This is a genomic window from Bacillus paralicheniformis, from assembly GCF_002993925.1.
In the GTDB taxonomy this organism is placed as follows: domain Bacteria; phylum Bacillota; class Bacilli; order Bacillales; family Bacillaceae; genus Bacillus; species Bacillus paralicheniformis.
Genome location: NZ_CP023665.1, coordinates 3,683,537 through 3,704,125, shown reverse-complemented (window position 1 = coordinate 3,704,125; position 20,589 = coordinate 3,683,537). Strand labels below are relative to the sequence as shown.

The following is a 20,589-nucleotide window of genomic DNA, read 5'->3' as shown; positions in this document are numbered from 1 at the left end:
TTTTCGTGCTAGCGAAACGGTTTTTCGATCTTTCATTGTCGGTTATTTTGCTGATCGCGCTCAGTCCGGCCATGATCCTGACAGCTTGCCTCATCAGATGGAAAATCGGCTCGCCTGTTTTATTTCGCCAAACCCGTCCGGGGCTGAATGGCGAGCCTTTTACATTATATAAATTCAGAACAATGACTGATGAAAGAGATGAAGCAGGCAATCTGCTAAGCGATGAAAAACGGCTGACAAAGACGGGGCGGCTGATCAGAAAAACGAGCCTCGACGAATTGCCGCAGCTGATCAACGTCATCAAAGGAGATCTCAGCCTCGTCGGGCCGCGGCCGCTTTTGATGGAGTATATTCCCCTCTATACGAAGCGGCAATGGAGACGGCATGAAGTCAAGCCGGGCATCACGGGCTGGGCGCAGATCAACGGGAGAAATAAAGTGACATGGGAGGAAAAGTTTGAACTTGATGTCTGGTATGTGGATCATCGTTCTTTTTTGCTTGATCTCAAAATCCTTTTGTTGACTATCGTAAAAGTCTTGAAGTCGGAAGGCGTCAGCCAGGACCGCCATGTGACAGCAGAAAAATTTACGGGGAGAAGGAATGCCTGATGCAAAATGTGGTGATCATCGGAGCCGGCGGCCATGGGAAAGTCGTTCTGGATCTTGTAAAAGCACGGCCTGATACTGCGCTTGCCGGTATTCTCGATGACCGGTATGCGGAGCTTCATGTCGAGAACGGTCTGTATCGCGGGCCTTCAAGCGCAGCAGAAGAACTTGCGCGATTGCATCCGGACGTGAAGTTCGTCTTAGCTGTCGGTCAAAACGGCATCAGAAAGAAGCTGTATGAACGTCTCGGCCTTCCACTTGACCGGTATGCGGTTTTGATTCATCCGTCCGCCGTGATCAGCGGTTCGGCCCGGATTCAAAACGGCGCCGTTGTCATGGCGTCGAGCGTTATTCAAGCGGATGCCCACATCGGCATCCACACGATTGTCAACACAGGTGTGATCGTCGAACATGACAACCGGATCGGCGATTACGTTCATCTTTCGCCGGGAACGGTGTTAACCGGCGGTGTGACAGTTATGGAAGGCGCTCATCTCGGAGCGGGAACGGCGGTCATTCCCGGAAAGACAATCGGCCGCTGGAGCGTAACGGGAGCGGGATCATCCGTCATTCACGACATTCCTGATGATTGTACCGCTGTCGGAGTCCCTGCAAGAAAAATTAAATATCACAGCAGTAAAAAGGGTGAAAAACATGAGTCAGAATAAGCGAATTTATTTATCCCCGCCGCACATGAGCGGAGACGAAGAGCGCTATGTAGCTGAAGCGTTTCGGACAAACTGGATCGCGCCGCTCGGTCCCCTTGTCGATACATTCGAAGAAAAGCTTGCCGCCTATGCGGGGACGTCCGGTGCCGCGGCAGTCAGCTCAGGAACAGCCGCAATCCACCTGGCGTTGAAATTGCTCGGCGTCGGCAAAGGCGATACGGTCTTCTGTTCTTCCTTTACGTTTGTAGCGAGCGCCAATCCGATTATATATGAGCAGGCTGAGCCGGTTTTCATCGATTCTGAACGGGATACATGGAACATGTCGCCCGAGGCGCTTGAACGGGCGCTCGACGAAGCGGAGCGGGCCAGAAATCTTCCGAAAGCCGTCATCGTCGTCAACTTGTACGGCCAAAGCGCGAAAATAGACGAGATTATCGCGCTTTGCGATCGATTTGCCGTCCCTGTTATTGAAGATGCGGCCGAATCGCTCGGTTCTGTTTATAAGGGCAGAAAAAGCGGAACCTTCGGACGCTTCGGCATTTATTCGTTCAACGGCAACAAAATCATCACCACATCAGGCGGAGGAATGCTTGTCAGCGATGATGAAGACGCTTTGAAGAAGGCGCGCTTTTTAGCCACTCAGGCGCGCGAGCCCGCCATTCATTATCAGCACGAAAAAGCGGGCTACAATTACCGGATGAGCAATGTCCTGGCCGGAATCGGTATCGCTCAGCTCGCCGTCCTGGATGACAGGGTACACGCCAGACGGGCGATCTTCGAGCGCTATCAGGAGGCGCTCGCCGGTATCGAAGGTATAGAATTCATGCCTGAAGCCGGCATGTCAAACCGCTGGCTCACGACATTAACGTTTGATACAGCAAAGATTCAAACAACACCGGCGGACATCATTGAACAGCTCGCAAATGAAAACATTGAAGCCCGGCCGTTATGGAAGCCGTTGCACAGACAGCCCCTTTTTAAAGGAGCGGCCTTTTATCCGCACGATGACCAAGGCTCTGTCTGCTGCGACTTATTTCAGCGCGGGCTCTGCCTGCCGTCAGGATCAAGTATGACGCGAAAAGAGCAGGACCGGGTGATTCAAATCGTGGCCGACCGGATTAAATATAAATGAGGTGCTAAACATGGCGATTACATATTCCATGGACAGCTTAAAGCATAAGCTGGCAGAAATTTTGGATGTCATCCCAAGACATTCATCAGTCGTTTACTTGGACTACCCGCTCTATGGAAACGTCGGAGACTTATTGATCATGAAAGGAACGGAAGCTTTTTTTGAAGCATACGGCATCAAGGTGCGCGAAAGATGGAATGCAGAGAATTTTATTCCGGGCCGCCGCATTCCAAAGGACGCCATCATCGTTTGTCAGGGGGGCGGCAATTTCGGCGATTTGTACCCTCACTTTCAGCAGTTCAGGGAACGGGTTGTCGAACATTACCCGGACCACCGGATCGTCATTCTGCCGCAGTCGATTTATTATGAACATGAAGAAAATGCAAAAAAAACGCGCGGCATTTTGGCGGCTCACCCGGATCTGCACTTATTCACGCGGGAAAAGGCATCCTTCGAATTTGCTCTCAAGCATTTCGAAGGGGTGAAAAACATCAGAATGATGCCCGATATGGCTCACCAGCTCTGGCCGATCGCGGCACCTGCCGAAAAGCCTTCTGAGTCCGTTCTGCGGTTGATCAGAACCGACAAAGAAGCAAACAGCAGCCTGCAAAAAGCAGAGGAGCCGGATACGTACGATTGGAACGTTATCTTGTCAGAAGGCGACAAACGCGGAATCAAACGCTTGCAGACGATCAATGTCCTCAACAAAAAAGCCGGCAATCCGCTGCCGATCGCTTCTTATTGGAAACGCTATTCGGACAGCCTCGTCGACAAATCAATCCGTTTTTTCAACCGCTATGAATCCGTCGTTACTTCAAGGCTGCACGGCCACATCTTATCGTGTCTGCTCGGAAAAGAAAATGTCGTGATTGACAACTCCTACGGAAAAAACGCAAATTACTACAACACATGGATGAAGGATATCCCGAGTACAAAACTGATTCAAAACAATCCGGAAGAAGCAGAAAAACCGCCTGTTCACGTATGACAGGCGGTTTTTTTGCTATGCTTCTTCGCGCTTTACTTTGTTGTAGGCTTCATCCAAATGCTGAATCCGTTTTAAGACGACCGCGTTTTTTGTCAGCTGGTCTTGGACAAGCGTTGACACGACTGAACGGTAGTAGCTGTTCATTGCGTGAATTTTATCCTCATTTGGATGCATTTCAATATGGGTTTTAAAATTTTCTATGAAATAGGGTACAGAGAAAAGTTCTGTCAATGGTAACACTCCTTTTTTAAGTCTATACGGTACGGAACCGATCGTGTAAACTAATAGTGGGAGGGGAGATATGATGAACTTGCATGTACAGCAGCAGCAAACGGCAAAACTTCACTTGACGCAAGGGCTTGCCCAAGCCATTCATATGCTTCAGTATTCGTCGGCCGAGCTGAACAGCCGGATTGACGAACTCTCATTGGAAAACCCCCTGATCGAACGAAAAGACCCCGATATTCCCCGATCATTTTACCATAAAACGAATCGTCATTTGCAAAATGAAGGAATGAGCCGCTCTGAGACGGCGCATTCCCGTGAAGATATCAAAAGCGTCTTGAAACAGCAGGCGCTCGATCTCCGGCTGTCAAACCGGGAAAAGCGGATTTTCAGCTACCTGGTCGAATCCCTTGATCGAAACGGATATGTGACAGAAGACATCGCCTTTATCGCTTCCGAGCTGGCTGTCACCAGAGAAGAAGTGGAAGAAGTCTTGGGCAAGCTGCAGACTCTTGATCCGGCAGGCATCGGAGCGCGGTCGCTTCAGGAATGCATCCTGATCCAATTAAAGCGTCTGCCAAAGGAGACGGCAAAAGCGGAAAAAGTTATTTCCCTATACTTTGACCTGTTTGCCAAAAAAGGATGGAAAGAGCTGTCTGAGAGAGCGGGCCTTTCGCTCTCAGAGCTTCAGGACATACAAGATCTTGTTGCAGAGCTGTCGCCGCGTCCCGGATTGATGTATGGCACGGATGAAGGCGGAGTCTATATCGAGCCTGATGTCATCATTTCAGCCGAGGATGGAAAATTGGTGCTTGAGCTCAGCAGCCGTTCTTTTCCCGATATCCAGCTTAACGCGTTTTACGAGCCGTTTTTGCAGCGCCAGTCAAAAGACGAGGCGACCGTTTATATCTCTGATAAGTTCAAGCAGTGGAAATGGCTCGACAATGCCCTCAGGCAAAGACGGGAAACGATGCGGAGGGTGATGGCGGAAATTATGGTGCGTCAAAAAGATTATTTTTTAAAAGGGAAAGATGAACTGAAGCCGCTCACATTAAAAGAAGTCGCCGATGCCCTCGGGGTTCACGAATCAACAGTAAGCCGTGCAGTCAAAGGGAAAATCGTGCAGACGCCTTTTGAGCTGTGCGAGCTTAAACGGTTTTTTTCGGCGAAGGTAAAGGATGCCGCTGACGGACATACATCAAGTCACACAGTCAAAGCGCATCTTCGTCGGCTGATCGATGAAGAAAATAAAATGAAACCGCTTTCAGACCAGAAGCTGGCCGACCTTTTAAACGAAAAGCACGGCATCGTCATATCGAGGCGGACCGTCGCCAAATACCGCGATCAGCTTAATATACTGCCTTCGTCTGTCAGAAAGAGATATCAATAAAGAAGCCGTCCGGCACGAACGCCGGCGGCTTTTTTACGGGATCATCCACGCAAACAGGTGATGCTGCAGGAACGTGATCATGCAAACCAGGAACAGAAGAAACAGGCTGTGTTTCAGTGTAAAGCGCAGCAAATCGGATTCCTTTCCTGCCAGTCCGACGGCTGCGCAGGCGACAGCAATCGACTGCGGAGAGATCATCTTTCCGGTGACGCCGCCCGAAGAGTTGGCCGCCACAGACAGCACCGGCTCCATTCCGACCGACTGTGCCGTCACTTTTTGCAGACTGCCGAAAAGCAAATTGGCCGACGTATCTGAACCGGTTATAAAGACGCCGAGCCAGCCAAGAACGGGAGAAAAGAATGCGAACATTGAACCCGTCATCGCAAGGGACATGCCAAGTGTTGTGCTCATGCCCGAAGAGTTGGTGACATAGGCAAAACCGACAACGGAAGCGATCGTTAATATCGGCTTGCCGAGTTCTTTCAGCGATTCTGTAAACACGGCGCCCCATTCTTTCCAAGGCATGCCTGTGACAAACTTTGTCAGTACGGCGGCAATCAGGATCGCCGTTCCCGCAGATCCGGCGAGATCAAGTTTATAAAGAGCTTCAAGCGGTTTTCCGGAGCCATCGAGAATTTGATTGTGCAAAAAAGGCACACCGGGCGCGAACGTCAGCCTGCCGCCGATATCACTAATGAACAGCAGCAATGGATTTGACCCTTCGTAATGGCCTGTCAGCGCCTGTTTGACAGCTGGAATTCCCCAGATGGAGACCATTGCCGTGAGCAGCAAAAACGGTGTCCACGCCTTGAAAATCTGCCCAGCCGAGTATGAGGCCTTTTGATGTTCAAGCTGCTGCGCCTCCGCGGCAGCGGCCATTTCCTTTTCATGTGAAAATCTGAATATCGTTTTCGGTTTCCAAAATTTTAAGAATACAGCGAGCGCGATAAGCGATACGATGGCTGACAAAATATCCGGGAGCTCAGGCCCCAGAAAGTTTGAGCTTACATACTGTGTAACGGCAAAAGAGACACCCGACACGAGAATCGCCGGCAGCACTTCCCAAGCCCTTTTCAAGCCGCTCATGATGATAATCAAATAAAACGGAATAAATACAGATAAAAATGGGAGCTGGCGTCCGACCATTTTTGAAATGTCCATCGCAGGAATCCCCGTCGGCCCTTCAACCGCGATAATCGGAATGCCGATCGCTCCGAAAGCGACAGGCGCCGTGTTGGCGATCAGGCATATGCCCGCCGCGTACAACGGATTGAAGCCGAGGCCGACAAGCAATGCGGCCGAGATCGCGACAGGGGCGCCGAAGCCTGCCGCTCCTTCTAAAAACGCCCCGAATGAAAACGCTATCAAAAGTGCTTGCAAACGGCGGTCATCTGTGATCGATAATACCGAGCTCCTGATGATTTCAAATTGGCCGGTTTTGACTGTAAGCTTGTACAAAAAAACGGAAGTCACAATGATCCAGCCGATCGGAAGCAGCCCGTAAACCGCCCCTTGTGAAGCCGACATCACAGCCTGATGAGCGGGCATGCCGTATACGAAAACGGCCAGCGCGAGCGCAATCAGCAAAGTCGACACACCCGCTGTATGCCCTTTCATTCTTTTGATTGCCAGAGCCCAGAAAAAATACAAAATCGGTATAAGCGCTGCAAGCGAAGAGAGCAGCAAACTGTTCCCCAGCGGAGTATAATCTTGCGTCCATCCCATCTCCAATTCCCCCTTTGTTCAAAGTCTCACTCAGTCATCTGATGACATGATGATAAGACTGATCATTTAGCATTATATTTCTCAATGTCATAAATTACAATCTTTTTTTGCATGGAGCCGAAGTCTATATGTTCCGGACGGAAAGAACGGTATAATAAAAAATAGCGCATCATGCCCAGTCTGGTTACGAGGTGAAAAAAGTTGAAATACAAACAAATCAAGACGAAAAAAATATACGAAGAAGTCGCAGAAGCGCTTCTTGAATCGATTAAAAGCGGAGAGCTTGAGCCAGGTGATAAGCTTGACTCCGTTCAGGCGCTCGCCGAAAGCTTTCAGGTCAGCCGTTCGGCCGTCAGGGAAGCGCTGTCTGCGTTAAAAGCGATGGGGATGGTCGAAATGAAGCAGGGGGAAGGAACGTATGTGAAAAGGTTTGAGCCTGAGCAAATTTCCATCCCCCTTTCGGCTGCGCTTTTGATGAAAAAGAAAGACGTCGCTGAACTGCTCGAAGTCCGTAAGATTCTTGAAATCGGAGCTGTTTCAAGTGCGGCTCAAAAACGCACAGAAGAAGATCTCGGGCGCATGCAGGCCGCACTTGAGGATATGAAGCAGGCGGATGGGAACGGCGAACTTGGCGAAAAAGCCGACCTCGCGTTTCATCTTGCGCTTGCCGGCGCCTCGCAAAACGATCTGCTGAAAGGCTTGATGAATCATGTGTCATCACTCTTAATTGAGACGATGAGGGAGACGCGCAAAATTTGGCTGTTCTCGAAGAACACAACCGTTAAGCGCCTTTATGAGGAACACGATGCCATCTATCAGGCTGTGATGGAAAAAGACGGCCAAAAAGCAGAACAGGCGATGCACAATCATCTGACGAATGTGGAAAATGTGCTGGCCTCATATTTTGAAGAAACGAAACAGGCCGACGAGCCGGCCATATAAGCAGCGGCCCGAGTGAAAACGAAAAAGAAACCCCTTTCAAAAAATTTTACCAAGGTGTAAGATGGAGAAAGAGGGTTTTCTAACCAAGTCATCAGATGACCTGATTTATCGGGTTGGAGAGGGGATCAAGATGAAAGTATCACTGTTTATCACGTGTTTGGTTGACATGTTTCAGTCAAATGTCGGAAAAGCGACGGTTGAACTGCTTGAGCGGCTCGGATGTGAAGTGGATTTTCCCGAAGGGCAGATCTGCTGCGGCCAGCCTGCGTACAACAGCGGCTATGTCAAAGATTCCAAAAAAGCGATGAGACGGATGATTGAGACATTTGAATCAGCCGAATACGTCGTCAGCCCTTCAGGATCGTGCGCTTTTATGTTCAAGGAGTATCCGCACCTTTTCCGGGATGAGCCGGCCTGGGCGGAAAAAGCGCAGCGGCTGGCTGACAAAACGTATGAGCTGACCGATTTTATCGTCAACGTTTTGAAGGTTGAAGACGTTGGGGCGACACTTGAGAAAAAGGCGACTTATCATACGTCATGCCATATGACAAGGCTTTTGGGCGTCACAGACGCGCCGATGAAGCTGCTTCGGCATGTGAAGGGACTGGAGTTCACGCCGCTGCCGCGCAAACACGACTGCTGCGGATTCGGGGGGACTTTTTCGGTGAAGATGTCGCAAATATCCGAACAGATGGTCGATGAGAAAGTGGCGTGTGTCGAAGAAACCGCCGCAGATGTGTTAATCGGGGCGGACTGCGGCTGCTTGATGAATATCGGCGGACGGATCGGGAGAAAGAACAAGCCGATTGAAGTCATGCACATCGCAGAAGTGCTGAACAGCAGATAAACAGACATCCGGTCATTTCACAGATAGAGGGGGACATTCGTTATGGCAATGAAGATCGGAACGCAGAAATTTAAAGAGCGCGTATCAGACGGGCTCGAAAACGAGTTTATGAGGGGGGCTGTTTCAAGTGCGCAGGAGCGCTTGAGAGCGCGCCGTCTTGAGGCGGCGGAAGAGCTCGGGAACTGGGAAGAATGGCGGTCTCAGGCCGAGGAAATCAGGCAGCACGTGCTCGAAAACCTGGACTACTACCTAGAACAGCTCGCCGAAAATGTCGCCAAAAAAGGCGGGTACGTATTCTTTGCACAGACGGCCGAAGAAGCGACAGGCTATATTCGCGATGTCGTGAAAAAGAAAAACGGCAAAAAAATCGTGAAATCAAAATCAATGGTGACCGAAGAAATCAACATGAACGAGGCGCTTGAACGCGACGGCTGCGAAGTGGTCGAAACCGATTTGGGCGAATACATCCTCCAAATCGATGATCATGATCCGCCGTCACATATCGTCGCACCTGCTTTGCATAAAAACAAAGAGCAAATCCGCGACGTCTTCAAAGAGCGGATCGGCTACCGCAACACCGAAAAGCCGGAAGAGCTTGTCATGCACGCGCGCGCCGTGCTCAGAAAGAAATTTCTCGAGGCTGACATCGGCATTACGGGCTGCAATTTTGCGATTGCCGATACGGGGTCTGTCAGCCTTGTCACAAACGAGGGAAACGGACGTCTCGTCACGACCGTTCCGAAGACGCAGATTACCGTGATGGGGATGGAGCGGATCGTCCCTTCATTCGACGAGTTTGAGGTTCTCGTCGGCATGCTCACAAGAAGCGCTGTCGGACAGCGGCTGACAAGCTATATCACGGCGCTGACAGGGCCGCGGCTGCCCGGTGAAGCGGACGGACCCGAAGAGTTTCACCTCGTCATCATTGACAACGGGCGTTCGAACATTCTCGGAACGGAGTTTCAATCCGTCCTCCAATGCATCCGCTGTGCGGCCTGCATCAATGTTTGTCCCGTATACCGCCATGTCGGCGGGCATTCTTACGGTTCGATCTATTCAGGCCCGATCGGAGCCGTATTGTCGCCGCTGCTCGGCGGATATGACGATTATAAAGAACTGCCGTACGCCTCTTCGTTATGTGCGGCATGCTCTGAAGCATGTCCGGTAAAAATCCCGCTTCACGAACTGCTTCTGAAGCACCGGCAGCGCATCGTTGAAAAAGAAGGGCGCGCACCGATATCCGAGAAGCTCGCGATGAAAGCGTTCGGCTTGGGAACTTCTGCGCCATCTCTATATAAAATGGGCTCCAAATGGGCGCCGGCAGCCATGAAGCCGTTTAACGAAGACGGCAAAATAACGAAGGGACCGGGTCCGTTAAAACAGTGGACCCAGATTCGCGACTTCCCCGCGCCGAACAAGTCAAGGTTCCGCGACTGGTTTGAGGACAGACGGAAAGAGAAAGGGGAAGACAGATGACAAACGGAACAATCCAAAATAAAGACGGCTTTTTAAACCGGATTGCGGAAAGGCTCGGCCGCAACAGGCGTTCGGCAGGTGTCACCGTTCCCGATTATACGTATCAGCCGCAGCACCGGGTATATCAAGGCTATACACAGGATGAGCTTGTCGGCGTCTTAAAGGACCACTGCCGAAAGATTCATACGGAGCTGATTGAAACGGATGTCATCGGCTTGCATGATGCCTTGTATGAACAAGCATCACGATTTGGAGGCGGGCCTGTCATCATTCCGAAAGATGACCGTTTTAAAGAGTACGGACTGTCAGGCCTGTTAACAGACAAGTGGCCGAATGAGGGGACAAAAGTGTGGGAATGGAATGCAGCGGCCGGAGATGAAAATATCCAGCGGGCCGAACAGGCTAACATCGGCGTGACATTCAGCGAGATCACGCTTGCTGAATCCGGAACGGTCGTCCTCTTCAGTTCAAAAGACAAAGGACGATCTGTCAGCTTGCTGCCGACGACATATATTGCGATCGTCCCGAAAAGCACCATCGTCCCGCGGATGACACAGGCAAGCGCAATGATCAAACAAAAGGTTGCAGACGGCGACGTCATCCCGTCCTGCATCAACTATGTCACTGGACCGAGCAATTCAGCCGACATCGAAATGGACCTTGTAGTCGGTGTCCACGGCCCGGTAAAAGCGGCATATATTGTCGTGACTGACCGGTAATTAGACGATAACAAAAAGATTAGCCTCATGCAGAGCTAATCTTTTTTTATTTAGCGATATGACAATTCCGGCATTTCCCGATTTTCCGCATCATTCCACTTTTTTTGCCAGTTATAAAATAGCGGAACTTGTTATATTAAAATGGTGTTTTTATCAGTTTTCCGGCTCTGTATCCCCATTTCTGCCGCTGGTTCAAGCCACTTGCATCTCATTTATGATTCTCGGAAACACCCCTGTAAGAAATAGCCTATTAAAATTTAAGGTAATGTTAAGGATAAGATTATTTCCCGATAATGTTCACTCACTATAATGGAGAATAGTGAAGGAGTGACTCGTATGCGGGCGGTATGTCTGAATGAATTTATCAGTCTTTTTAAAAGCATCAAGTCGATTATTGTCATTATTATTATGTTTTGGGTGAGCTATAAGACTGCAGGATTGATCGAACAGGCGCCTGCGGACTTTGTGCGCGAATTGGATTTAGGAAGCGATGCAAACGCAATCGGAACGGCGGTTATTGTTTTTGCTCTCGGTTTCCTGTTTATCGCTGGACTTTCCCATGACATGATCAACCGCGAAGTCCATGCCCGGACGGTCAGATTTCTTGTGACGAAAACCTCGCGGATCAAGATCATTCTGGGAAAGTTTTTTGGCGTCTGGCTGTTTTGGTTTTTCTGCATGCTCGTTTCGTACACCTTGGTGATGATCGCCTCAAAAGAGTTTTTATGGATGAGTTATGCAGACAGCATGGCGTTTCTTACAGCTGCAATCTCTTTGAACCTTTTATTTTCCATCGTGATTTCAAGGCCCGCCATGTCCATGTTTTTCGGAATCGTGTTTGCGCTCGTCTTTCCCGCGGTCAGCTTATGGACTGTTTATTCAGAGAACGGCATGATCACCTGGTTTAAATATTTAACACCGTACTATTACTCCGTGCTGGGCGGTTCTTTTGTTTTCATCAACTTTGTCTACGCGGCCATCGTTCTTTGCGGTGCGATCGTTTTGTTTAAAAGGAGAGATTTATAATGGATGTGGTGATCGAGGCAAAAGGGCTGATGAAAAGCTACGGGGCTAAAACCGTCGTCAATCATGTCGACCTCCAAGTCGAAAAAGGAGAGATTTACGGTTTCCTCGGCCGTAACGGTGCGGGGAAATCTACGTTCATGAATATGATCACAGGCATTATCGAGCCGACAGCCGGCAGTTTTCTGCTGTTAAATGATGCTTCGATTGAAAACGTCAAGCATCGCATCGGCGTTTTACCTGATTATTTGACCCTCTATGATTCAATGACAGCAGTCGGGCATTTGAAGTATTTTGCAAAGCTGAACGGACAAGCCGTATCGACTGAGCGGTGCGAAGAAGTCTTAGAGAGAGTTGGGTTCACTGAGCATGCTGAAAAAAAATCGGGCGCCTATTCGTTCGGTATGAAAAAAAAGCTCGGCATCGCCCAGGCGATCATCCACGACCCCGAGCTCATCTTTTTGGATGAACCGACATCAGGTGTCGATGCCGAATCTGCCCTGCACATTCAAAAGCTGATTATGGATTTGCAAAAAGAAGGTAAGACGGTATTTATGACATCACACAACCTGCATGAGATAGAGAAAATCTGTACGCGAATCGCCATCATGAAAAACGGCCGCATTTTAATAGAAGGCACGCTCGATGAATTAAGGAGGCATTTCATGTCGAACATAAGCGTTCACATTCGCCATTCGACTATTCCCGATCAGCATTTCGGCCTGATCGACCGTTTTCTTGAGTCAGCTGGTGAAAACGTTCAATTCAATCACCATGAGATTTCGATCACCGTCAATTCAGAAGAAAAAATTCCCGCCATTGTCAGAGTATTAACGAACTGCAAAGTGGGAATCTACAGAATTCACGTCGATGAACCGTCGCTTGAAGACATCTTTTTGGACAGCTCTGAGGAACGCGTTGTTTCTTGACAGAAAGAATTTGATAGGAATGAACCCGGATCTGTTCGGGCATCATGCCTTTAGTCTTGCAGATGCGAATGGCGTCAATGGATAGATCTATTAAATGCCCGAACAAAAAAACGCCTTTGAATAAAGGCGTTTCAGCGTGTCGACAAACCCTCGCATTCGTTGTCAGGCCTGCGCGTCGGTGCTCACGAATCCCAACATTCGCTGCGCTCCGATGCTCGGCCTTCCTAGACTGCAAGGTTTTTCAATCACGCTGAAAGGATGACAAAATCCCAAAACAAAAAGCCGCTTTGGGATTTTGTCAACAATCTGAAACGCCTTTGAATAAAGGCGTTTTCCATAAGGGGTGCTCGGTTTCTAGTATTTCCCCAAAATCGACATGTCGCCGGTCGTTTCTTCATCAATGACATTTCCGTCTTGGTCCATCTTGACGAAATACCTGCCTCCGTTTGTTACGTTTTTGTACTCGGTTTCCGATATACCGTCATCGTTTTGTGTGAATTCAAATTGAACATCAGCGATAAGAGTGTTGCTGTTGAGGTCGACATAGTAGGAATGGAAGCTGACATGGCTCCAGTCGTCTTTTTCGGCGGGGATGTCTGATATGACGCCGACTTTTTCAGCGGGATCATTGACAATCACGCCGTAATCCTTCTGCAAATTGCCGGTTTCGATATCATCATTGTTTAAAATCTCTTTCATCTGGCTAAATTCAGCATCTGTAGGTGTTGTATATCTGTCTTCAGGAATGTTTTTCGCAAAGCTTACGGACGATGAACCAAAGACGAGCGTCAATACGGACAAGATCACCATAAACGAAAGTTTTTTCACGTTCTCTTCCTCCTTTAGCTGAAGTGATGATTCGGTTCACACTCTATCATCGTTAAAATATTTTGTAAAGTTTGAATAATATTTCAATTTAACTATTTTTTTCGGGGGAAATCCGCCGATTTTTATATTTCCCTCTTTTGGGGAATGCTCCATCATCATGAAAGTTGTGCATATCTTCCCTTGTATTTTCCAATGGAAAAGGCGATTTTCCTTGAAAAAAGAGAAAAATTTTAATTTTTATTTTTTGGCAGTGGATTTGATGTTGACAAAGTCAAGATCGGCACGTATATTATATGAATATATTTCAGGCAGAAGAAAACACAATGAACGGGAGCAGTAAAAGATCGGCATTGGCAAAGAGAGCTGCGGGTAGGTGCGACGCAGACCAATGAACCTTTGAACTCGCCCGGGAGTGGACTGGCTAAAGGACGGACATCAATTCCTGAGGACATTACGATTAACCTTCGTTAACAGGTTTGCACAGTATGGCTGTGCATCGCAAAGCTGGATTCTTGGCATAGAATCAAAAAGAGTGGTACCGCGGTAAGCTTCAAAGCTCATCGTCTCTTTATCTTCAAATCGAAGAGGGAGACGGTGAGCTTTTTTCATTTTACTAGAGGAAGTGAACATAGATGGAGAAAGACATGCAGAAGCTCGAGCGCACAATGACATCGCGGCATATTATGATGATGGCATTGGGCGGAGCCATTGGAGCAGGATTATTTAAAGGAAGCAGCAAAGCGATCGATTTGGCGGGGCCTTCGGTCATGATCGCCTACTTGATCGGCGGCGTGATTTTGCTGTTTATCATGCAGGGGCTTGCCGAGATGGCTGTCCGAAACAGTGAAGCCAGAACATTCAGGGATCTCGTTCAATCAATATTAGGTCCGTATGCCGCTTATTTTTTAGACTGGATATACTGGAAAATGTGGGTTCTCAATATTGCGGCAGAGGCTGTTGTCGCCGCGATATTTTTGCAGTACTGGCTGCCGGGGCTGCCGATCTGGGTGCTGGCGCTGTTCGTTTCACTCGTCATTACGAGCGTGAATTTGCTTTCTGTCAAAAGCTTTGCCGAGACGGAATACTGGCTTGCCCTTATTAAAATCACAGTGATTGTCGTCTTTATTATATCCGGATTTATCTTGTTATTTTTCTCTTTTGGACAACACTCAGCTGTTGGTTTTACTCATTTGACAGACCATGGCGGCTTCTTCCCGAATGGCGCCGGAGGGCTGATTACAGCCATGCTAGTTGTGATATATTCCTACGGCGGAACCGAAATTATCGGGGTGACACTGGCGGAAACCAAAAACCCTGAGAAGGTCGTGCCTAAAGCTGTGCGTGGAACGTTGACGCGCATTATTGCTTTTTATCTTCTGCCGTTTTTCGTGATCGTCAGCTTGATTCCATGGAATCAAGTCAACGGTGTGTCGGAGAGTCCTTTTGTTATGGTCTTTAAGATGATCGGCATTCCCGGAGCGGATCATTTGATGAATGCGGTCATTTTACTGGCGGTCATTTCTTCGATGAACTCAGGGCTTTACGGCGCCTCCCGAATAATGTATACACAGGCATCAGACGGAAGAATGCCGAAAATCTTTTCGAGACTTTCCATGAGAAAAGTGCCGGTTTATTCGATTCTATTGTGTACTTCTTTCTTATACTTGGGCGTATTGTTTTCACTGTTTGCCGGCAGCCAAACGTTTGAATATTTGATGGGGTCTCTCGGCTATACCGTCCTTGTGATCTGGATGCTGATTGCCGCTGCCCATTTAAAATCGAGAAAACGGAATCAAACAGCGGGGAACGGCTACTATGTCAAATGGTTCCCTTATACGACTTGGCTGGCAATCATTTCACTGACAGCGATACTGATCGGTGTCATCCTGACCACATCGATTGTCATTACATTGGTGACGGCGGGAATCTATCTGCTCATTAGCGCTGCTTATTTCTTTAAAGGAAGGAACCAGACAGCCGGCCAAACGTCCGCTTCTTAAAAAAAGGCTTGCCTCCGCAGGGAGGCAAGCTTTTAACACATTAGTTCGATTTTTTTCGAACTAATTTCTTTTATTCACCTGAACGATTATGTTATCGTCTAATTACATGACCACTACACTTCAGGAAGAAGGAAAGACAATGTCAAAACAGCATTTCAAAAATACGAAGTATTCCGTATTAAATCTGTCTCCTATCGTACAAGGCGGAGATGCGGGACAATCTTTTAAACAATCTATGGATTTGGCGCAGCATGCCGAAAGATGGGGATACCACAGGTTCTGGCTGGCTGAACACCATAATATCGAAGGCGTTGCGAGCTCGGCTACCTCTGTTTTGATCGGTTATATCGCCGGGGGCACCAAGAAGATGCGCATCGGTTCGGGAGGGATTATGCTGCCGAACCATTCCCCGCTCGTTATCGCCGAACAGTTCGGAACGCTTGAATCCCTTTATCCAGGCAGAATCGATTTAGGACTGGGGCGCGCTCCGGGTACGGATCAATTAACCGCCCGCGCATTAAGAAGAAATATAAGCAGCGGGGAGGATTTTCCCGAGCAGCTTGAAGAACTCCGCCAGTATTTTAAGCCGTCCGGCAATGTAAGAAATCACGTGCGCGCCATACCGGGCGAAGGGCTTGATGTGCCGATTTGGCTTCTCGGTTCAAGCGGATTCAGCGCCCGGCTTGCCGGGGAACTCGGTTTGCCGTTTGCATTTGCGGCTCATTTTTCGCCGGCCAATACGCTGCCTGCCTTGGAACTGTACCGCAGCTCGTTTAAGCCGGGCGTCTTGGAGGAGCCTTATGCGATGGTCGGGGTGACCGTGATCGCAGCCGATACGGACGCGCAAGCGCAGCGCCTTGCAACATCGCACTATCAGAAGTTTTTGGATCTTGTCCGCGGCGCCCCGACTCAGCTTAAGCCGCCTGTAGATGATATGGATCAGATTTGGACGCCGCGTGAAAAAGCGATGGTGAATGAGCAGCTCAGCTCAACGATCATCGGCGGGCCGGACACTGTGAAAGAAAAGCTTGAAGAATTCATCCGTACGACTCAGGCGGACGAGATCATGATCAATTCAGAAACGTTTGACCATGCTGATAGACTTCGCTCGTTTGAAATCATTGCAGATGTCTGGAAAAATGGATAAACGGCAACAAAGCAACGGAACGGAAAAACCGCCCGTTGCTTTTTTTTTGAGTACGTACTTTAGCAATATATTTATTTTTGAAAATAGACGAAGATGAGGGACGGTACCATCCTGTACGCGAGCATCGACCTCCATCCGGTATTACACCCCATTCAAACGTCCCAGAACATTGGACAGCCAGATTCATTTTGAATATTTCCGGTCCGTAATACGCAATGGCATTCATAGTTTTTTTCATTGAGGCACAATTTTCATGAAATATGTATAGTATAGAAATCAACAGGGACAATAATTAATACAGATGTGTGAACATTCGCGCGAATGTTGTCGAAGAATTGATTCTTAACAGTTGAATAAACATTTTAACCCTGTTACAATAAGGAATGTAAGCAGGAGCAATTTTTTTTGGCTGAGGTGGGACGTTTTCAGTCACTACGGGACATTATTTGTCCAGGACGAGATGAAAGGAACGTTTTGGCATGAATCAACTAATACAGGCTCAAAAAAAATTATTGCCGGATCTTCTCGATGTCATGCAGAAAAGGTACAAAATTTTGCAGTACATAAGGCTGACTGAACCGATCGGCAGAAGAAGCCTTGCCGCCAGCCTCGGCATCAGCGAGCGGATTTTAAGGGCGGAGGTTCAGTTTTTAAAAGAACAAAATCTACTAGAGATTAAAACAACCGGCATGATATTGACACTTGAAGGATCCAACCTGCTGAAAGTTCTCGAAGATACGATGAAGGATGTTTTAGGTTTAACCCATTTGGAAAATACATTAAAAGAGAGGTTGAACCTCGACGAAGTCATCATTGTATCGGGAGACAGCGACCAGTCCCCATGGGTCAAAAAAGAGATGGGGAGAGCGGCCGTCGCATGCATGAAAAACAGGTTTACGGGGGAAAATATCGTCGCCGTAACCGGAGGTACGACGCTTGAGGCCGTGGCAGAAATGATGACGCCTGACTCGAAAAACCGCAAGCTGCTTTTTGTTCCGGCAAGAGGCGGGCTCGGCGAAAACGTCAGGAATCAGGCCAATACGATTTGCGCCCATATGGCTGAAAAAGCTTCCGGTACATACAGACTGTTATTTGTGCCGGGTGAGCTGAGCAAAGAAGCATATTCTTCTATCATTGAAGAGCCTTCTATTAAAGAAGTGCTTCAGACAATTCAATCGTCCAGTATGGTGATCCATGGAATCGGGGATGCTAAAACAATGGCAGAACGAAGAAATACACCGAAGGAAGATTTGAAGAAAATAGAAGAAAATGAGGCAGTTGCAGAAGCGTTCGGCTACTATTTCGACCGCCACGGAGAAGTCATTCACAAAGTGCACAGCGTTGGAATCCAGCTCGAAGATCTTGATTCAATCCCGAACATCATTGCGGTGGCGGGAGGCTCGTCAAAAGCGGACGCGATAGAGGCGTACTTCAAAAAGCCGCGCAACACGGTTTTGATCACTGATGAAGGAGCCGCGAAACAGTTATTAAGGGAAGCTTCTTCCCTCAATATAAATTAAATATCTCTTATTTACTTAAAGGAGGAAATCATCATGGCAGTAAAAGTCGGTATTAATGGTTTTGGTCGTATTGGACGCAATGTATTCCGCGCAGCATTAAATAATCCTGAAGTTGAGGTTGTAGCAGTTAACGATTTGACAGACGCTAACATGCTTGCTCACCTATTACAATATGATTCAGTACACGGAAAATTGGACGCAGAGGTTTCTGTTGACGGAAACAACCTAGTTGTTAACGGTCAAACAATCCAAGTTACAGCAGAGCGCGATCCTTCTAAACTTAGCTGGGGCAAACAAGGCGTTGAAATCGTAGTTGAATCTACTGGTTTCTTCACAAAACGCGCAGACGCGGCGAAACATTTGGAAGCCGGCGCGAAAAAAGTTATCATCTCAGCTCCTGCGAGTGAAGAAGATATTACAATCGTTATGGGTGTTAACGAAGATAAATACGATGCGGCTAACCACGATGTGATCTCTAACGCATCTTGCACAACAAACTGCCTTGCGCCGTTTGCAAAAGTTCTGAACGACAAATTCGGCATCAAACGCGGTATGATGACAACTGTTCACTCTTACACAAACGATCAGCAAATCCTGGATCTTCCGCACAAAGACTACCGTCGTGCGCGTGCGGCAGCTGAAAGCATCATTCCTACAACAACTGGTGCAGCGAAAGCCGTTTCTCTTGTACTTCCTGAATTGAAAGGAAAACTGAACGGCGGAGCAATGCGTGTTCCAACACCAAACGTATCACTTGTTGACCTGGTTGCTGAACTTGACAAAGAAGTAACAGCAGAAGAAGTAAACGCAGCGTTTAAAGAAGCAGCAGAAGGCGAACTTCAAGGCGTTCTTGGCTACAGCGAAGAGCCGCTTGTTTCTAAAGACTACAACGGCAATGCAAACTCTTCTACAATCGATGCTCTTTCTACAATGGTTATGGAAGGCAGCATGGTTAAAGTTATTTCTTGGTATGACAACGAAAGCGGATATTCTCACCGTGTAGTTGACCTTGCCGCTTACATCGCAAAACAAGGTCTTTAATCCGGAAACCAGAATCAGACTTGGTTCTTGATGAGAGAAGCGCTATAATGAAAGCGGACAAGGGAAGGGGACACACACTCCCTTTCCCTTTTTCCATATCGGCGCCAATTAAGCCGCCCGGGGATTTCCGTTTTCAGGCTTGTAAAACATTAAAAGGAGGATCTCCTAAAAGCCATGAACAAAAAATCAGTAAAAGACATTGATGTAAAAGGCCGTGTTGTTTTCTGCCGTGTTGACTTTAACGTTCCGATGAAGGACGGAAAAGTGACGGATGATACGAGAATCCGCGCCGCACTTCCGACGATTCAATACTTAACAGAGCAGGGAGCGAAAGTTCTTCTTGCAAGCCACTTGGGCCGTCCGAAAGGCCAGGTTTCAGAAGAGCTTCGCTTAACGCCGGTAGCCGCACGCCTCGGCGAACTGATCGGCAAAGAAGTGAAAAAAGCGGATGAAGCTTACGGCGACGCCGTAAAAGCGCAAATTTCCGAAATGAAAGACGGAGATATTCTCGTATTGGAAAATGTCCGCTTCTATCCGGGAGAAGAAAAGAATGATCCTGAGCTGTCTAAAGCGTTTGCCGACCTGGCTGACGTTTATGTCAATGACGCATTCGGAGCGGCTCACCGTGCCCATGCTTCAACAGCAGGTATCGCTGAACACCTTCCGGCTGTTGCAGGCTTCCTCATGGAAAAAGAGCTTGAAGTGCTGGGCAAAGCACTGTCTAACCCTGAACGTCCGTTTACAGCGATCATCGGCGGCGCAAAAGTAAAAGACAAAATCGGCGTGATCGAAAGTCTTCTTGAGAAAGTAGACAACCTGATCATCGGCGGCGGTCTTGCTTACACGTTCGTTAAAGCGCTGGGCCATGAAGTAGGAAAATCCCTGCTTGAAGAAGATAAAATTGAATTGGCTAAATCTTTCATGGACCGCGCCAAAGAAAAAGGCGTGAACTTCTACATGCCTACAGACGTGCTTGTTGCTGACGATTTCTCAAACGACGCCAACACGAAAGTCGTGCCGGTCAGCGAAATCCCTAGCGACTGGGAAGCCCTTGACATCGGGGAGGAAACAAGAAAAACATATGCTGACGTCATTAAAAACAGCAAGCTTGTTGTTTGGAACGGACCGATGGGTGTATTCGAACTCGATGCGTTCGCTAAAGGAACAAAAGCTGTCGCTGAAGCTTTAGCAGAGGCAAAAGATACATACTCTGTCATCGGCGGCGGAGACTCTGCAGCTGCTGTAGAAAAGTTCGGCCTTGCTGACAAAATGAGCCACATTTCAACAGGCGGCGGAGCTTCCCTTGAGTTTATGGAAGGAAAAGAACTTCCTGGCGTCAAAGCATTGAACGACAAGTAAGCAAAATATACAGCATAAGGAGTGG

At 48.2% G+C, this 20,589-nt stretch carries 19 protein-coding genes, 1 pseudogene and 1 other annotated feature; of the genes and pseudogenes, 16 read left to right on the top strand and 4 right to left on the bottom strand.

The features are described 5' to 3' along the window. Positions 1 to 5 precede the first annotated feature (5 nt). Genes CP943_RS18980 through CP943_RS18965 form a run of 4 tightly spaced genes read left to right on the top strand, consistent with a single transcriptional unit; the run spans position 6 to position 3,393 of the window. The gene (locus CP943_RS18980) at positions 6 to 608 is read left to right on the top strand and encodes a sugar transferase (protein ID WP_020453021.1); all 603 of its coding nucleotides are present in this window, start codon (positions 6 to 8) and stop codon (positions 606 to 608) included. After that, positions 608 to 1,273, top strand: coding sequence for an acetyltransferase (locus CP943_RS18975; RefSeq protein WP_020453020.1), 666 nt, complete (start codon positions 608 to 610; stop codon positions 1,271 to 1,273). Before CP943_RS18980 ends, CP943_RS18975 begins: the two co-directional genes overlap by 1 nt. Then, the gene (locus tag CP943_RS18970) at positions 1,260 to 2,405 is read left to right on the top strand and encodes a DegT/DnrJ/EryC1/StrS family aminotransferase (RefSeq protein ID WP_020453019.1); all 1,146 of its coding nucleotides are present in this window, start codon (positions 1,260 to 1,262) and stop codon (positions 2,403 to 2,405) included. The genes CP943_RS18975 and CP943_RS18970 overlap by 14 nt, the downstream gene beginning before the upstream one ends. Positions 2,406 to 2,415: 10 nt before the next feature. After that, on the top strand, positions 2,416 to 3,393 hold the full coding sequence (locus CP943_RS18965; protein ID WP_020453018.1) for a polysaccharide pyruvyl transferase family protein: 978 nt from the start codon (positions 2,416 to 2,418) through the stop codon (positions 3,391 to 3,393). Positions 3,394 to 3,408: 15 nt separating this feature from the next. On the opposite strand, the gene yvfG is transcribed toward CP943_RS18965, so the two are convergent. After that, entirely contained in the window at positions 3,409 to 3,624 is a 216-nt protein-coding gene (gene yvfG, locus CP943_RS18960) for a protein YvfG (protein WP_003185491.1), read from the bottom strand. A gap of 73 nt (positions 3,625 to 3,697) precedes the next feature. Between yvfG and rpoN the strand changes: the two genes are divergently transcribed. After that, positions 3,698 to 5,008, top strand: a complete 1,311-nt coding sequence (gene rpoN / locus CP943_RS18955) for an RNA polymerase factor sigma-54 (protein ID WP_026580131.1) — start codon at positions 3,698 to 3,700, stop codon at positions 5,006 to 5,008. Between the two features lie 33 nt (positions 5,009 to 5,041). Here the strand turns inward: rpoN and lutP are convergent, their stop codons facing one another. Continuing rightward, positions 5,042 to 6,733, bottom strand: coding sequence for an L-lactate permease LutP (lutP, locus tag CP943_RS18950; RefSeq protein ID WP_020453016.1), 1,692 nt, complete (start codon positions 6,731 to 6,733; stop codon positions 5,042 to 5,044). Positions 6,734 to 6,934: 201 nt separating this feature from the next. Between lutP and CP943_RS18945 the strand changes: the two genes are divergently transcribed. The 6 genes from CP943_RS18945 (at position 6,935) to CP943_RS18920 (ending at position 12,669) form a co-directional block, all read left to right on the top strand. Beyond that, on the top strand, positions 6,935 to 7,675 hold the full coding sequence (locus CP943_RS18945; RefSeq protein ID WP_020453015.1) for an L-lactate utilization/bacilysin biosynthesis transcriptional regulator LutR: 741 nt from the start codon (positions 6,935 to 6,937) through the stop codon (positions 7,673 to 7,675). Between the two features lie 130 nt (positions 7,676 to 7,805). Further along, the gene (locus CP943_RS18940) at positions 7,806 to 8,522 is read left to right on the top strand and encodes a (Fe-S)-binding protein (RefSeq protein WP_020453014.1); all 717 of its coding nucleotides are present in this window, start codon (positions 7,806 to 7,808) and stop codon (positions 8,520 to 8,522) included. 42 nt (positions 8,523 to 8,564) lie between these two features. Further along, positions 8,565 to 9,998 (top strand): LutB/LldF family L-lactate oxidation iron-sulfur protein, encoded by a 1,434-nt coding sequence (locus tag CP943_RS18935; protein WP_020453013.1) that lies wholly within the window; start codon positions 8,565 to 8,567, stop codon positions 9,996 to 9,998. After that, positions 9,995 to 10,717, top strand: coding sequence for a LutC/YkgG family protein (locus CP943_RS18930; protein ID WP_020453012.1), 723 nt, complete (start codon positions 9,995 to 9,997; stop codon positions 10,715 to 10,717). Before CP943_RS18935 ends, CP943_RS18930 begins: the two co-directional genes overlap by 4 nt. Before the next feature lie 336 nt (positions 10,718 to 11,053). Beyond that, positions 11,054 to 11,743 (top strand): ABC transporter permease subunit, encoded by a 690-nt coding sequence (locus CP943_RS18925; protein WP_020453011.1) that lies wholly within the window; start codon positions 11,054 to 11,056, stop codon positions 11,741 to 11,743. Next, the gene (locus CP943_RS18920; protein ID WP_023856326.1) at positions 11,743 to 12,669 is read left to right on the top strand and encodes an ABC transporter ATP-binding protein; all 927 of its coding nucleotides are present in this window, start codon (positions 11,743 to 11,745) and stop codon (positions 12,667 to 12,669) included. The genes CP943_RS18925 and CP943_RS18920 overlap by 1 nt, the downstream gene beginning before the upstream one ends. Before the next feature lie 354 nt (positions 12,670 to 13,023). Here the strand turns inward: CP943_RS18920 and CP943_RS18915 are convergent, their stop codons facing one another. Further along, on the bottom strand, positions 13,024 to 13,497 hold the full coding sequence (locus tag CP943_RS18915) for a hypothetical protein (RefSeq protein WP_105981243.1): 474 nt from the start codon (positions 13,495 to 13,497) through the stop codon (positions 13,024 to 13,026). 314 nt (positions 13,498 to 13,811) lie between these two features. Beyond that, positions 13,812 to 14,068: a binding site (T-box leader), on the top strand. Between the two features lie 61 nt (positions 14,069 to 14,129). On the opposite strand from CP943_RS18915, the gene CP943_RS18910 reads away from it, so the two are divergent. Together CP943_RS18910 and CP943_RS18905 are read left to right on the top strand one after the other, a co-directional pair. Then, a complete protein-coding gene (locus tag CP943_RS18910) occupies positions 14,130 to 15,497 on the top strand; it encodes an amino acid permease (RefSeq protein ID WP_023856323.1) in 1,368 nt (455 codons plus the stop codon). Between the two features lie 139 nt (positions 15,498 to 15,636). Next, the gene (locus CP943_RS18905; RefSeq protein WP_023856322.1) at positions 15,637 to 16,644 is read left to right on the top strand and encodes an LLM class flavin-dependent oxidoreductase; all 1,008 of its coding nucleotides are present in this window, start codon (positions 15,637 to 15,639) and stop codon (positions 16,642 to 16,644) included. 89 nt (positions 16,645 to 16,733) lie between these two features. Here the strand turns inward: CP943_RS18905 and CP943_RS23065 are convergent. Further along, positions 16,734 to 16,831, bottom strand: a pseudogene (locus tag CP943_RS23065) (hypothetical protein); the annotation flags it as partial. A 292-nt stretch (positions 16,832 to 17,123) separates the two neighbouring features. On the opposite strand from CP943_RS23065, the gene CP943_RS18900 reads away from it, so the two are divergent. The 3 genes from CP943_RS18900 (at position 17,124) to CP943_RS18885 (ending at position 20,564) form a co-directional block, all read left to right on the top strand. After that, complete coding sequence (locus CP943_RS18900) at positions 17,124 to 18,164, top strand: sugar-binding transcriptional regulator (protein WP_020453006.1); 1,041 nt, start codon at positions 17,124 to 17,126, stop codon at positions 18,162 to 18,164. Positions 18,165 to 18,197: 33 nt separating this feature from the next. Next, positions 18,198 to 19,205 (top strand): type I glyceraldehyde-3-phosphate dehydrogenase, encoded by a 1,008-nt coding sequence (gap, locus tag CP943_RS18895; protein WP_020453005.1) that lies wholly within the window; start codon positions 18,198 to 18,200, stop codon positions 19,203 to 19,205. A 174-nt stretch (positions 19,206 to 19,379) separates the two neighbouring features. Further along, positions 19,380 to 20,564 carry a phosphoglycerate kinase gene (locus CP943_RS18885; protein ID WP_020453004.1) on the top strand — a complete coding sequence of 395 codons (1,185 nt, stop codon included), beginning with the start codon at positions 19,380 to 19,382 and terminating at the stop codon, positions 20,562 to 20,564. The last annotated feature ends 25 nt before the right edge of the window (positions 20,565 to 20,589 follow it).